The organism is Acinetobacter baylyi DSM 14961 = CIP 107474 (assembly GCF_000368685.1).
Taxonomy (GTDB): Bacteria; Pseudomonadota; Gammaproteobacteria; order Pseudomonadales; family Moraxellaceae; genus Acinetobacter; species Acinetobacter baylyi.
The window spans coordinates 126,526-141,102 of sequence record NZ_KB849627.1 but is presented as its reverse complement, the minus strand read 5'-3'; the positions used below and the strand labels follow the sequence as shown (position 1 = coordinate 141,102).

Genomic DNA, 14,577 nt, shown 5'->3' with positions numbered 1-14,577 from the left:
TAAATGCCAATATTTATAACTATATAAATCAAATATACGGACGATTTATAATTTTTTAAAGTGTTTGTATTTAATCAAAAAGATAACATTGTGCTTGAGAAGCAACATATCATAAAAAAAGAATTATGTTGATTTTTAATTTATAAGATAAAATTGGTTTGAATAAAGTAGGTAAATTTGGGATTAAATATATTTATTTGTTATTTATTAAAAAACCCTATGAAATGTAATATAGATTTTTAAAATTTTTGTATCATAAGTTTTATGGGGTAATTATGAAAACCTTTTTAGATAATGATTATAAAGTAATTACTTTGCCTGATAATGGTGTTCCTGTAAAACCAATAAGAGCAAAAGCAATTATTTTTTCAGATCAGAACTCTCGTAAATTACTAAATCAAGTTGAAACGATTGCTCCAAGCTCTGCTAGTGTTATTATTCAAGGAGAGTCAGGAACAGGTAAAGAATTAATTGCACGCGAAATCCATTTGAAAAGTGATCGTAAAAATAAGCCTTTTCTTGCAGTCAATTGTGGTGCCTTGGTCGAGACGCTTGCTGAATCTGAACTGTTTGGCTATGAAGCTGGTGCTTTTACGGGTGCTAATAAAACTCGTGCTGGTATTTTTGAAACAGCCGATGGTGGTACTTTATTTTTAGATGAAGTAGGTGAATTACCTCTAACTTTACAAGTTAAGCTGTTAAGAGTCTTGCAAGAAAAAGAGGTCGTACGCGTGGGTGGTCGAAAACCAATTCCAATTAATGTTCGTATTTTGTCGGGCACACATGTCGATCTACGTAAAGCTGTAGCAGAAAATAAGTTTCGTCTAGACTTATATTATCGCTTAAACGTAGTTGTGCTTAATATTTTACCATTACGTGAACGTAAAGGAGATATTTTACCTCTAGTTGATTTCTTCTTAAGTTCATACTCTCAGAAGCTTATTACCACTAAACCTAACATCAGTGATAGAGCAAGAAATGCGCTGCTGAACTATAGCTGGCCAGGCAACATTCGTGAGCTAGAAAACAATATTCACTATGCTTTACTGGTGAGTGGCGGTAAAACAATTGATCTTGAGCATTTAAGATTTTCTGAGGAAACGGGTTCTGCCGTGTTACCAGACAATGATCTTATTCAAGAGTTTGAAAGTATTTTGAAGCGTTTGTTTCAAGAATATGATGGGGAAGCATGGCATATTATTGAAGATAAAATAGTAAATACTGCATTTTCAAGTTGCTGGAATAATCAGGTCAAGACAGCAAAAATGTTAGGCCTATCGCGTAATGTTTTACGTAATCTTCTATCAAGATATAACTTACTACCTAATAAGAATGAAAATGAAATTGCTTAAGGGTTTTACATAGAAAAAACATCCATTTTTTAATGGATGTTTTTTTGCGTTGTGAATTTTGTGACCCATAAACCCAATTCAAATAACAACCACATTGGGACTGCAAGAGCAAGCATGCTAAAAACATCAGGAGGGGTAATAAACATTGCAATAAAAAAGAAGAATACAATGATGTGTTTACGATGTGCTTCTAGCTGTTGAATAGAAATAAGGCCAATAAAAATAAGAATATAAGTTAAAACTGGAATTTGAAATGCCAGACCAAAAGCTAGAAAAAGCTTTAAACAAAAATCTAGATAGCTATTGATATCTGTCATGGGTAACACATTATCGGGCGATGCCAATACGAAGAACTTTAAAGCAAGTGGCAAAATTAAAGTATAGGCAAACACAATTCCTAAATAAAATAAAAGGTTACTCGAAATCACGAGTGCTATACCGAACCTTTTTTCTTTTTGATAAAGTGCGGGAGCGACAAATTGCCAAAATTGATAAAGAATAAAGGGAATACTTAATAAAATCGAAAAATAAATATTGAGTTTAAATGGTGCTAAAAATGTACTCATCACATCTGTTGCAATCATGGTGGAGTTGCTAGGAAGCAATGAAATTAAAGGGTGAGCAAGAAAATGGTAGTTCTTCTGAGCAAGCGGGAGTAATAATAAAAAAATCGCTAAAACAATACCAATGCTATAGATCAGTCGTTTTCTTAATTCTTTTAAATGTTCGCTATATTTCATTTCAGTGAGGCTTTCACTGACAATATGTTCCGTCATGCGGCTTGATCCTCACTGAATTTATTGGCTGTTTTAAAATGAGCTAAAAATGGTGTCTTTAACTCATCTTGTGAACGGGTATAGATATAGTCATTGATGCGCCGTGCTTTGGTTTTTCGTTCAATAGAAACAGATGTTTGTACATTTTCAATTTCTTGTTGCATGAGAGCGAGTTGTTGTTTGAGCTGCTCTTCATTTTGTTTTATTTTTTGCAGCTCTTCTTGCATAACTCTCTTAAGTTCGATCAGGTCAAGTTCGTTTTCGATATCATTTTGAATTTTACTAATTTGGTTTTTAACTGCTCTGTATTTAAGGAGGACTGATCTTAACGTGTGAGGAAGTTTTTCAGGTCCTAAAATAATAAGCGCAATAATTGCAAAAGCTAATAACTCTCCAAAGCTGATATTAAACATAATACTAAATCACTCATGTTTTATTCTGTTTTTTATTGTGTGATTCAATTGGACTAATATCTTTGTATTGCTGGTTTTGCAATAATTTTTGATCATCAGAGTTTACTGAGTCTTTAAAATCTTTAATTGCACCACCTAAATCTTTACCTAAACTCTTTAGTTTTGAGGTTCCAAATAATAAAATAACAATCACTGCAAAAAGTAAAATATGCCAAATTGATAAACCCATTTTCTTCATCCTATATCAATTAAATGTAAAAAATATTTATATCACAATACTATTTGGTTTCTAAATAATATTAATATCGATTAATATTCAAATTAATTATGCTGTGTGATCTAGCTTATTAAGTGCCTGATTGCGGTAACCAAATAAAAGTTCACTCTCCTTATGTCGAGGATGTATTAATGGAATTTGAATAATGTCCTTAATTTTTCCTGGTCGCGCTGACATCACAATCACACGATCTCCGAGATAGACAGCTTCTTCAATATCATGAGTGACTAAAATCATGGTGATTTTTTCGTGTTGCCAGATTCGCTGAAGTTCAGCTTGTAAGTGACTTCGTGTGAGGGCATCTAAAGCTCCAAAAGGCTCATCCAAAAGTAAAATATCCGGTTTATTGACGAGTCCACGGGCAATTGCAACACGTTGTGCCATGCCACCAGACAGCTCATATGGATACGCCTTTTCAAAACCCTTCAGCCCGACAATTTCAATATGCTCATTTACCCGTAAATTTTTCTCTTCACGAGTGAGTGGAGTCTCTTCAAGTGCTAAATGAATATTTTCAAAAACAGTAAGCCATGGAAGTAGTCGGTGCTCTTGAAAGATGAGACCGCGTTTTAAATCTGTGCCTTTTATCTGAGTTTGATTCAGTAGAATTTCACCGTCATAGTCTTGATCTAATCCAGCAATAAGACGTAATAGTGTTGATTTTCCACAGCCACTACTACCAACAATCGAGATAAATTCGCCTTGCTCAATGTTGAGATTAATCCCATCTAAAACGGTCAAAGTATTTTGATCACGCTCAAAAGATTTAGTAAGTTTTCTAATAGAAAGTAGTGAGAATGACATATAAAATCCTATCAATATTTTTAAAAAAGACAAATTAGGTACGCCATAGCAGTAGGCGTTTTGAAATAAGATGAATACTTGCTGTCATAAACGCCCCACAAAGGGTAACCGTAATGGCGCAAACCAACAAAATATCCATTTCGGCATTAATCTCGGCTTTCATCATTAAGTTACCGAGTCCCGCACCCGCATTGAATAGCAACTCACTTGCTGTAGTGGTGATCCAAGTAAAGGGTATGGCTAAATTTAGACCCGTTAAAATATGGGGTAGGGCTTGGGGAAGGCGTATTTTTTTAAATTTTCGCCAAAATGAAAATTGATAAATACGTGCGATTTCGTCGTATTTTGCATCGTTGTGGCTAAGACCCTGATATGTATTAATTACTAATGGAAAAAACGAAGCAAGCGCGATAATAAAAATTTTGGCTTCTTCTCCATTACCAAACCATAAGGCAATTAAAGGTGTTAAACCCAGTAACGGAACTTGTCGAATACTGTTAAATAGTGGAGAAACTAAAGCATTTAAAACTTTCGAATAGGCAAGCAAAGAACCCAAAATTAAACCGCTTATTGAACCTAAGATGAATCCTATTCCAGCTTTTTTAAGACTCCCCCATGTGTTTAGCCATAATTCACCTGTTTCAAGCAATCTAACTAATGCGAAATAAATGTTTTGTAAAGGAACAAATGCATAGGCATGACTAGCACCTAAGCCCGAGCTGTATTGCCATATGCCTAATAACAATAATGGCAGTATCAGGCCTTGAACTAAAATGATTGGCCGTTGCCATGATTGTTTTAAAGTAAATCTACGCTGAGACATTATTTTTCCCCCGAAATAAGCGCAGGTGAGATAAAGCGTTGTTCCACTAAGCGTAAAACTTTATCTAAACCAAACCCGACGACGCCTGTGATAAACACACCAACCATCACCACATCTAAGCGCAACATTTGACGTCCTAGTTCCATCATTTGCCCAATACCCGTTCCAGCTGCCAGTAGTTCAACGGCAACTAAAATCAACCATGCACGACCAAGTGCAATGCGTAGTCCACCAATTAACGGCGGGAGTATGGATGGAAGAATAATAAGCCTGAGCCAAGCTCGTGTTTTAAGCTGATAGATTTGTCCTAGTTCAATATATTTTTTGGGAATATTTTTGACTGCATCGGCTGTTGCTAACGCTATTGGAAAAAAACAGGCCTTTATAATTAGTAAAATTTTAAATAATTCACCAATCCCAAAAACTAAAATAAAAATAGGAATAAGGACAAAGATTGGAATTTGGTAAAAAACGTTAAATAGAATATAGGTGTAATTACGAAAGAGAGTATTTGCACCATAGGCAATACCAAAAGCAATTGCACTGATTGCTGCGATAGAAAATCCCAAAAACAGACGAGATAGACTGTCTTTAAGATGCATTTGAAGCTCACCACTTTGTAACAACGCAATGAATGTATTCCAAACAGTTTTGGGCGGTACCAAAATTTGGATTGGAAAGATCTGTAAAGAACTAATCAACTGCCAAACAAGTAATACTAATAAGGGTGAAATCACAGAGAGCAGCCCGTACACCTTTTTAGAAGAAAATTTCTTACCTAGTAGGGTTTTAAATAAAACATTATTTTGCTCAATAAGTGGCTTTACTAGTATTTTCATTGTCTAGTTTTCCTGCTTATTTGAAGAATGATCAGTCTGTAAATTTTGAATCGCTTGACGTGTAAACTTCGGATTTAACAGTTCATCTGCTTTGATTGGCGTTTGAATAAGCTGATTTTTCACAGCATGATCAATGACTTTTGAATAATGCTGTTTAAGAAAGTCGACTTGATAGTCTGGAGACCAGTCTTGTTGCCATGTGCTTGCCGTGTTCTGGCTTTCACGTTGAATCACACTCAGAGGTTGGCCAAACTTAGTTTGACTTTGCTGAAACTCATCTTGATGGTGTGAAATCCAGTCCATTGCACGTACTGTCGCATCAGCAAGTAATTGTGTGGTATCTGGATGTTGCTCAATATAACGTTTGCTACCCCAGAGTTCGGCACGCATTTTCCAATTTGCGGGCAAAGATTGTGATGACCAAATAATTTTACCCAGATGGCGATCTTGTAATGTAAGCGCATCGCTTAAAGTAAAAAAGGCATCTACACTTTTGGCAGATAAAGCCGCAGCCCCAGCCTGCGGATTTAAATTCACAATTTGAAAGTCTTTTAAGCTTAATCCTTTACTTTGTATGAGTTGCCCAAAGTTAATTTCCCACGGACGGCCACGATGTAATGCAATTTTTTTACCTTTTAATTCTTCAATAGATTTAATAGGTGAATTTTCTGGAACAATAAGGTAAACGTTATTACCAATACCTCCGGGTACAACAATCTGTGTTTTAACGCCTGTTGCATTCAGGACTACAGCAGGAAGATTTCCATAAAAAGCAAAATCGATTTTATTATTTAGAAAACTTTCATTAACCAGAGTTGCTACTGCAGCTGTGGTCACAGGTTCCCATTTTAATTCAATGTGATTTTGCTTTAATGCTTTTAAAAAGATTTGATCTTGTGAAATGAGTTGCGGCACACCTATAAAGTCCAAACTACCCGAAGTGCCATTGGCAACCACAGCAATTCGAAGTTGTTGCTGTTCAGACTCTTTTGAAGTGGTCTCTTCTGTTTTTTGTGCGCCACAAGCAATAAGACCCAAAAAACTAAAACCTAAAAGTAGATGTGGAAAAGTACGCATATCATCATAAAAAATAAAAAATATATTGGATACTGAGCAAGAACCACGCCAATAAATTTATCTTAAATAAATCAATAAATTATAATTTTTTAGAGTTACTGTTGAGGTTAAATGTCGTCGTTGTGTTGTGATAGGGACATTCTTGAGCACTCAAGTGTTGGAATATCAACACAGCCGTTAAATTTGATTTTTTAATCTTCATATAAAACAATAATATAGTAAAAAATTAATTAAAAAAAATAACGGCATGATTCCTGCTCATAAGACCTTTAACGAATTAAATATCGTCAAAACTTTAAATTATCGAGATTCATTATGTCAGTCGAGTTTTTATGGAGAATCCCTGTTCACGGGGATGGTCGTCGAGCACATCAATTACACACACGCGGTGAATGGAATCAATTAACCCCAGCAGTTCAATCTCCACAACGTGTTGCACCGCAACATGAAGATCAGTTATTTGCTTACTATGATTATGTCGAGCAAGTGGCGAAAGCAGCCGATATTGTTGGTTTTCATGGCGCACTCATTCCTGCTTTTCCACATACTGAAGAACCATGGGTGTTAGCGTCTGCATTGGCCAGAGAAACTAAAAGACTTCGTTTACTCATCGCAATTCAACCTTGGTTTATTCATCCTGCTTATGCAAGCCAAATGGCTGCAAGTTTGCAGCGTTTAAGTCAGGGACGAGTAGAGTGGAATGTGATTTCAGGAGGAGGCGGTGCACAACAACGCGCGTATGGGGATTTTATTGAACATGATCAACGTTATGCACGAACCAATGAATTTTTAGAATTTGTGAAAGGTTATTCGCACCATGCACCTTTCAATTTCGATGGAAAGTTTTTCCATGTTGAACAGGGCGGCCTGAAATACCCAATGAATCAATATGAAGTTCCACGCTTATGGTTAGCAGGTGCAAGTGATGCAGCTTTACAAGTCGCAGGACGTCATGCAGATATCCATTTAACTTGGGGCGAACCTGTAGACCAGCAGAAGAAAGTGATCGAACAGGCTCAAAACTTCTTTGAGCAGAATTCGCCGGAACGCAAAGTTAAATTTGGCATGCGTATTGATATTTTAGCCCGCCCAACCCAAGAACAAGCCTTTCAAGAACTGAAACAAATGTATGAAACGATTGCTGTTGATAATAATGCTTTTGAGCGCAAAGACACTGAGTCTGTAGGCGCGAAGCGCCAGCAAGCCTTGGCACAGGGCAACCGTTTTGAAGACTTATTTGTGAGTCCAAATGTTTGGGCGGGAATGTCAAATGTAAGAGGTGGCCCAAACTGTATTTTAGTCGGAAGCTATGAGCAAGTCGCAGAACGTTTGCAAGAATATATTGATATTGGGGTGGGACATTTTATTTTAGCCAGTAACCCGCATTTAGAAGAGGCTTACAGGGTAGCTGAAGAAGTCTTACCTTTATTAAGATATATGTAAAAATCATAAACTTAGATCTCTTTGCGATATCAAAGAGATCTTGTTGTTTGAACAACATAACAATGTCTGAAAATCAACATTTTTTATATTAAATATCTGAAAGATGTGAGTTAAATCTATAAAAAATAATAGCTTACTATTTTGGCATAGCTTGTGCAATTTCTCAGTCAATATTTTATTTTTAGTTTAAGTTCCTATGCGTGATCAAATCTTTAATCCCCATAAGCGGGCTTTGCTCTTTGAGCAATTTGTGACAGGTGCAACTACACCTGAAATTGCAGATCCGTTTACACGGCATGAACAAGAAGCTATTCAACCTGCTCCAGTGAAGTCGAATAAAGTCTTAATCGCAATTATTGCGGTTGTTTCAGCACATCTTGGAATTTGGTATGTCGCAAAACAATTACCGACACCCGCTTTAGATATTCATAAACCCGAACCTGTGGTGATTGAAATCGTAAAACCCGTTGAACCACCTAAAGTGATTGAACCCAAAATTCCACCGATTACTGAAAAACCCAAAGTTCCACCTGTCGTGGAAAAGCCTAAGCCAATTCCCAAACAGGTTGAACAGCCCAAACCTGTCCAAAAAAGTGTGGAACAACCTAAGCCAGTTGCAAAAGCGGTGGCTGAACCAACTCCACAAAAGGTTGCAGAGCCTGTGGCCACAAAAGAAGTAGTCGCAGAACCAGTTAAAAAAGTAGCTGAGCCTGTAAAAGCGTCAGATGACAATTTACCTGTGACTGAAGCCAAAGGTTATGCCGGATATCTCAGTAACCCTGCACCTGAATACCCTGAACAAGCTTTAGAACGTGGTTGGGAAGGCTCAGTGATTTTACGGGTCAAGGTATTAGCAAATGGCAGTCCAGATACAGTCAGTGTCAAGCAAAGTAGTGGAAAAAAACTTCTAGACAGTGCTGCCGTAAGAACAGTAAAGCAATGGAAATTTTCACCTGCGCTGAAAGGGAAAACCCCTGTAGAAGGCTGGGTCGATGTTCCAATTCATTATCAATTACCGAAATAAAATTTAAATTAAGAGGATATTTTCATGTCAGATATTAATTCATTGATCCACGACGGCACGATCTGGTTGTTGGTTGCTTTCTCAATTGTGACTTGGGTGTTGATTGTGGTTAAAGTGGTCCAGACGCAGCGAGCAACAAAACAAAGTAAAATTTTTGTAGAAGAGTTTTGGAAAGCAAAAAACTTATCAGATGCAGTAACCAAATCTGAATTGGGTGAAGGCCCAGCAGCACGAGTGGCTAATGCCGGTTTTCAGACTTTAATTGAAGCAGATGAAAAAACGCATCAAGACTTGCAAAACAGTTGGAGCCGTCAGGACCTATTAGAGCGCCATTTAAGCAAACAAGTTCTAACTGAGCGCCGCCAATTGGAAAAAGGTTCAGCTCTATTGGCTTCTATTGGGAATAATGCACCATTTATTGGTCTGTTCGGTACAGTATTTGGGATTATTCATGCATTACAAGCGATTGCTAGTTCTGGTAATGCGAGTATGGACGTCGTGGCTGGACCAATTGGAGAGGCGCTGGTTGCAACGGGTATTGGTATTGCAGTTGCTGTACCTGCGGTACTTGCTTATAACTACTTTGTGCGTAAAGTAAAAACAATTGGCGCAGATCTGGATGACTTTGCAACGGACTTCGTCAGCCTGAATCAAAAAGCAGGATTTCAATTACCAACTGCTAAAAAAGGTACCATTGGTAATTCGGCGGTTAAAGATAATTCCACTAAGGAAGTCAAAGAAAAAGGAGTGTTTGCATAATGGCAATTTCTACTTCTGAACAAGATGATGTTGTCAGTGAAATTAATATTACGCCGTTAGTCGATGTCATGTTAGTTTTACTCATCGTATTCATTGTGACAGCTCCTTTATTAACAAATACCGTGAAAGTAAACTTACCCAAGGCTGCTCCAACTCAATCGACAGATCAAAACAAAGCTGTGGTGATTAGTGTAAATCCACAAGGTGAAATATTCCTTGATAAGGATAAGGTGACACTTGCGAACTTTGAACAAGAAATAAAGTCACGCAAAAGCAGTAACCCTAAATTAGCATTAAATTTAAATGCTGATGAGACGATCCCGTATGGAACAGTCGCAAAATTATTGGCAAGTATTGAACGTGTAGGTGTAGATAAACTCTCTGTGATTACAGTGCCTAAATAATTATGTCTCCATAAAAAAAGCTGCTTCGGCAGCTTTTTTTATATAGTGAGTTTACAGATGAGTATTAAGCTTTCCAGAGTTTCTCAAATCGCCAAGTTGGAAAAATCGTATGTTCGGAAGCTAAACCACCAATATTTTTAGCTGCAGCGTCAATGGTATGACTAAACCCCCAAATGAGCATGCCACCACGTTCATGCTGAATTCTTTGTGCTTGAGCTAAATAGATTTTGCGTTTGGCTAAATCTGGCTCAGCTATTGCTTTAAAAAACAATTCACTGTATTCAGGGTCTTTAAAGTTCACACGATTCGTCGTGGAAATTGGGGCATCGTTAACAACGGCAGTTGATAAATAGGGTGTGCCAACATTAGTCGCATTACTCGATAGTTGCCATTTACTGCGATTAGGACCATTAAACGTTGCAAAATCAACTTGTTTCACTCGAATATTTACATTGGCTTGTTTCGCTTGCTCGGCAAAAATTAGTGCAGATTGAGCACTACTGACTGGAGTAACAAGCTCTACACTTAAACCATTTTTAAAACCTGCTTGCGCTAATAGATTTTTTGCCTCGGCAATATTTTGTTGGCGCTGTGGCAAATTGAGAAAGGCAGGATCTTGCGGCGAATAAAGATCGTTGGCGATTCGACCTTGTCCATTTAAGCCTCGTTGTACCAACTCCTCCCGGTTTGCAATCAAACGAAATGCCTGACGCACTCTAGGGTCATTAAACGGCGCTTGTTGAGTATTAAAGTCAAAACTATTATGTGTATTGGTCTCAGAGCGTATGGTTTGAATGTGTTTTGCTTGCTCCAAAATTTTAATATACTCAGGAGAAATCGCATTTGCGACATCAATTTGCCCAGCCAATAAAGCATTTAATCGAGAGACCTGATCTTTAAAATCAATCACTTCAAAACGATCTGCATAAGGTTTGTCAGCTTTAAAATAGTTATTAAAACGGGTAAAAACAGTACGCTGCCCTGGAATAAACTCCTGAACTTTATATGGACCAGCCCCGACTGGATTATGAATAGGGTCGAAGTCGGTCGGTACAATTCCTCCAAAGTTTACCCAAGTTTCGGGCAGTGCCACAAAGCCGAGAATCGTTCGAATAAAAGGAATACGAACTGTGTATTCATCGAGTTTTTGAATACGATCTCGATCAATCCACTGCACCAGATTACGAAATGGTGAAGCGAGTTTAGGGTCTGTTAGGCGTTTCACTGAAAAGATCACATCATCAGCGGTAATGGTTTTACCGTGATGAAACTCTAAGCCTTTGCGTAAACGGATGGTCCATTCGCTTGCATTGTGATTAGGCTCGGCAAACTCCGCTAAAGCAAGTCGGGGCAGCATATTTTCATCCCATTCCCATAACTTATTATAAATAGCGAAACCTCGTGTAATACCACTACTAGATGCTGAAAGATGAGGATCTAGACTGCCTGATTGTTGTCCTCCAATCAGTCCCAAGCGTATAACTCCTCCATGCTTAGGTGTTGCTGAAGAAGCTCTTTTTGATTCGTTACTATTATCTGGAGAGGGGCCACAACCTGATAAACTGCCCATCAAAGAGACGCCACCTAGCGCCGTGAGACTTTGTGTTAAAAATTTTCGACGTGATAACTGAAATGTTTGATTTGTCATTATAAATACCTGATTAGATCTTCATCTTCTGAGGTATTGCAGAATAAATGCCAATATTTTTATATAATTTTAATATATTTATCAACAACTTATATAATTATTATTTTTGATGAGTGTCTCTATTTCAACAGCTTTGTTGAAAAAATAAACATGAATAGAATTCATAAGTAAATAATACAAAATTAAAAACAACTGAATCAAGTGGTTAGGATAAATTATTTGGTCATTTAATGGTTGGCATAGGCTTTGCGTAACGCATTGTAAATTTACTTTACTGAGTGTGATATGAGACAGCCTTTTCAATTAAAACCTTTAGTTATTGCGCTTAGCGTATTAGGGGCAACTTTACCGTTATATGTTTTTGCCGAAGAAACATCACACCAAGCAGGTGATTCTGAAAGTGATGTAATTACTTTGTCCGATGTAGTCGTTACTGGAGCGACTAATAAAACGACCGTAGTTCCCAAACGCAAAGTTACCTCGATTTATGGAACGGATAGCTCTGTATTGGATACTCCGCGTGTAGTATCCCAAGTATCAGAACAACAATTTAGAGAAGATGTTATTCGCAGTGCGGATGATCTCGTCAAATATGCGCCAAGCATTACACGAGGTGGGGGACAAAATGCTAACTTTGCTCCACAAATTCGTGGGCAGAACTCGGAGGTTTTTCAAGATAGTCAACGTATTTACAGCACTCGCCATCCAACGAATCTCAATGCTTATGAAGGAGCCGATATTGTAGCAGGACCAACCGGTGTGATTTTTGCGCCGACTTCAGGTTCTGGCGGATATATTAACTACCTCACCAAAAAGCCTAATTTTAATAAAGCCGAGACCAATATCTCTGGGACTGTAGGTTCCATTTACTCAGGTAAAGGCGCAGAGCCTAATTTCTCTGTCAGTATTGATCATACGGCACCCATTTCAAAAGAATTAGCATTTCGCGTGAGTGCAACAGCTCAAAAAACAGATGACTATTATGACAATGTGAAAAATAACTTTAATGCATTTTATGGGGCACTTGCTTGGCGCCCAAATGATCGTTTAAGAGTCGATTGGAATATCAGTTACGACGATTATTATGATTTTAATGTCACACATGGCTGGAATAGAGCATCGCAACAATCGGTTGATAATGGTCTTTATTACAAAGGTAGAGCTACGCCTATTATTCAAAACGGTTCGACTTTTTGGTCTCCTGTATTTGAATCTGGTGCTGCAAATTCTAAAGTCATTGGTTGGCAAACTCGTCAGAAGAACGATAAAAACCAATATGTTGCTGTTGGTGGAGTTCAGACCACGCCGTTACCGAACTCAACTGCGGATCAAGCAGGAACCATTAAAGGTTGGGTATATGATCCATCAATCCCCGGTAATGAATTGGTTAAGCTAGATGATAATGTTTCAGGACGTAGTGAAGATAAAAATAGTGCTAAGCGATTTAGCACTCAATTAAAAGTCATTAAAGATTTAAATGAACATTGGTCTATTGCAAACAGTACGCTCTATCAAAATAACAAAGATTTAGGCGACTCTGTTGGAAGCTTCTTTACAGATTTAGATCATGAGTTAATTGATAACCGACTAGAGTTTTTAGCTGACTATGATTTTGAAATAGGTAGCGTAAAAATTAATAATAAAAGCAGTACAGGCGGAACATATCGTCATGAGAAGTTTACCTCTTTAGCTGCAAATAATAGTTTTAATATTAATCCTTATGATTTAACCAATGATCCATCACAGAAGAACCCTGGTGATTTACTGGGGTTAATGAACAATAGCGGCTCAACAGGAGGTTGGATTGGACAAGCCGGAGTGCCTCAATATTCTCAATATTTTGGCTATTTAAATTTACCGCGCATGTATCCAATTGGAAATGGTTTATATGCTGAAAAAGGTGGCTTTCCACCGAATGGAGGAGGTGCTGTCTATACGGGCTCTGGTTTCTGGGATACGTTGAGTGTGTTCACTCAACAAAACTTTACCTTTAACGATGTATTCGGTATTAATTTAGGCATTAACCATAGTTCTGTAAGAGCAAAACTTGAAAACCCACTTGTTTTAACCCCAACAGATGTCCGTTCTTCGAGTGACAAATATAGTCTATTGAGCTATCAACTGAGTACGTTTATTAAGCCTACTGCGAAAAGCACACTCTATTTTACCTATGACAAAAGCACCGCATTAAATACGGGAGTATTTGGGCCTTTCTTGATTTGGGGTGCAGTAAATCAACTCAATCCTTTAGCTTTTGACAGTCAAAGTGAGCTAAAAGAAGTAGGATTTAAATATGAACCTATCACTGACAAATTATTTTTAACCCTAAGCGGATTTGAACAAAAACGAGATTTATCGCCAGATACGAACGGTAATATGGCTCGTTTTGAAATAAAAGGTATTGAGTCATCATTAAGATGGCAACTCCAAAAAAATATAGCGATTGGTAGTAATTTCACTTATTTAGATGCCCAATACAGCTCTATAATACCTGCTGGTTTCTCACCATTTGGCTTTCATGCGGACAATGCTACGGTTTGGGGAGACAGTAACGCTTTAAACCAACGTAAAGCCGGACGTTATGATGCAGCAGGAATTCCCAAGTACTCTGCAAGTGCTTATGTAGATTACCAACATCAGTCTGGTTTTGGGGTAAACCTATCAGGATGGTGGACAAGTTACTGGTACACAAACTTAAGTCAAACCGTGAAAATACCGAATAACTACAATTTGGACTTAGGTCTTTATTATCGCCAGCCACAATGGACGGTGGGCCTTAATATTCTTAACCTAACCAATCAACGAAATTTTGTGAATGGTTTAGCAGGAGCGAATAGCGAGTTTCTACAACCAATGCGTCCTCTGACTGTACAAGGCCAATTTAGTTATAAATTTTAAAAATCACCGTTTCTCATGAATTTAAAGCCATACATATGTA

General features: G+C 37.6%; 14 protein-coding genes. 6 read left to right on the top strand and 8 right to left on the bottom strand.

What is annotated here, in order from left to right:
• Window positions 1–275 precede the first annotated feature (275 nt).
• Entirely contained in the window at window positions 276–1,352 is a 1,077-nt protein-coding gene (locus tag F952_RS07750; RefSeq protein WP_004925264.1) for a sigma-54 interaction domain-containing protein, read from the top strand.
• Between the two features lie 29 nt (window positions 1,353–1,381).
• Here the strand turns inward: F952_RS07750 and tatC are convergent, their stop codons facing one another.
• From tatC to F952_RS07715, 7 genes are all read right to left on the bottom strand, one after another.
• Complete coding sequence (gene tatC / locus F952_RS07745; protein WP_004925261.1) at window positions 1,382–2,128, bottom strand: twin-arginine translocase subunit TatC; 747 nt, start codon at window positions 2,126–2,128, stop codon at window positions 1,382–1,384.
• Window positions 2,125–2,541, bottom strand: a complete 417-nt coding sequence (gene tatB / locus F952_RS07740; protein WP_004925259.1) for a Sec-independent protein translocase protein TatB — start codon at window positions 2,539–2,541, stop codon at window positions 2,125–2,127. Before tatB ends, tatC begins: the two co-directional genes overlap by 4 nt.
• Window positions 2,542–2,554: 13 nt before the next feature.
• Window positions 2,555–2,770: a Sec-independent protein translocase subunit TatA gene (locus F952_RS07735; RefSeq protein WP_004925257.1), complete on the bottom strand. Its 216-nt coding sequence runs from the start codon at window positions 2,768–2,770 to the stop codon at window positions 2,555–2,557.
• Between the two features lie 96 nt (window positions 2,771–2,866).
• The gene (locus tag F952_RS07730; RefSeq protein ID WP_100222837.1) at window positions 2,867–3,637 is read right to left on the bottom strand and encodes an ABC transporter ATP-binding protein; all 771 of its coding nucleotides are present in this window, start codon (window positions 3,635–3,637) and stop codon (window positions 2,867–2,869) included.
• A gap of 19 nt (window positions 3,638–3,656) precedes the next feature.
• Window positions 3,657–4,445, bottom strand: a complete 789-nt coding sequence (locus F952_RS07725; RefSeq protein ID WP_004925250.1) for an ABC transporter permease — start codon at window positions 4,443–4,445, stop codon at window positions 3,657–3,659.
• On the bottom strand, window positions 4,445–5,284 hold the full coding sequence (locus F952_RS07720) for an ABC transporter permease (RefSeq protein WP_004925248.1): 840 nt from the start codon (window positions 5,282–5,284) through the stop codon (window positions 4,445–4,447). The genes F952_RS07725 and F952_RS07720 overlap by 1 nt, the downstream gene beginning before the upstream one ends.
• A gap of 3 nt (window positions 5,285–5,287) precedes the next feature.
• The gene (locus F952_RS07715) at window positions 5,288–6,361 is read right to left on the bottom strand and encodes an ABC transporter substrate-binding protein (protein ID WP_004925243.1); all 1,074 of its coding nucleotides are present in this window, start codon (window positions 6,359–6,361) and stop codon (window positions 5,288–5,290) included.
• 315 nt (window positions 6,362–6,676) lie between these two features.
• Here F952_RS07715 and F952_RS07710 point away from each other — a divergent pair, with 315 nt between their 5' ends.
• From F952_RS07710 to F952_RS07695, 4 genes are all read left to right on the top strand, one after another.
• Complete coding sequence (locus F952_RS07710) at window positions 6,677–7,804, top strand: LLM class flavin-dependent oxidoreductase (protein WP_004925239.1); 1,128 nt, start codon at window positions 6,677–6,679, stop codon at window positions 7,802–7,804.
• Window positions 7,805–8,000: 196 nt separating this feature from the next.
• The gene (locus tag F952_RS07705; protein ID WP_004925237.1) at window positions 8,001–8,828 is read left to right on the top strand and encodes an energy transducer TonB; all 828 of its coding nucleotides are present in this window, start codon (window positions 8,001–8,003) and stop codon (window positions 8,826–8,828) included.
• Window positions 8,829–8,852: 24 nt separating this feature from the next.
• Window positions 8,853–9,587, top strand: coding sequence for a MotA/TolQ/ExbB proton channel family protein (locus F952_RS07700; protein ID WP_004925233.1), 735 nt, complete (start codon window positions 8,853–8,855; stop codon window positions 9,585–9,587).
• Window positions 9,587–9,991 (top strand): ExbD/TolR family protein, encoded by a 405-nt coding sequence (locus F952_RS07695; RefSeq protein ID WP_004925230.1) that lies wholly within the window; start codon window positions 9,587–9,589, stop codon window positions 9,989–9,991. Before F952_RS07700 ends, F952_RS07695 begins: the two co-directional genes overlap by 1 nt.
• A gap of 64 nt (window positions 9,992–10,055) precedes the next feature.
• Here F952_RS07695 and F952_RS07690 read toward each other — a convergent pair whose 3' ends face one another.
• Window positions 10,056–11,639 carry an ABC transporter substrate-binding protein gene (locus F952_RS07690; protein ID WP_004925227.1) on the bottom strand — a complete coding sequence of 528 codons (1,584 nt, stop codon included), beginning with the start codon at window positions 11,637–11,639 and terminating at the stop codon, window positions 10,056–10,058.
• 285 nt (window positions 11,640–11,924) lie between these two features.
• Here F952_RS07690 and F952_RS07685 point away from each other — a divergent pair, with 285 nt between their 5' ends.
• Complete coding sequence (locus F952_RS07685; RefSeq protein ID WP_004925225.1) at window positions 11,925–14,537, top strand: TonB-dependent receptor; 2,613 nt, start codon at window positions 11,925–11,927, stop codon at window positions 14,535–14,537.
• Window positions 14,538–14,577: the final 40 nt, after the last annotated feature.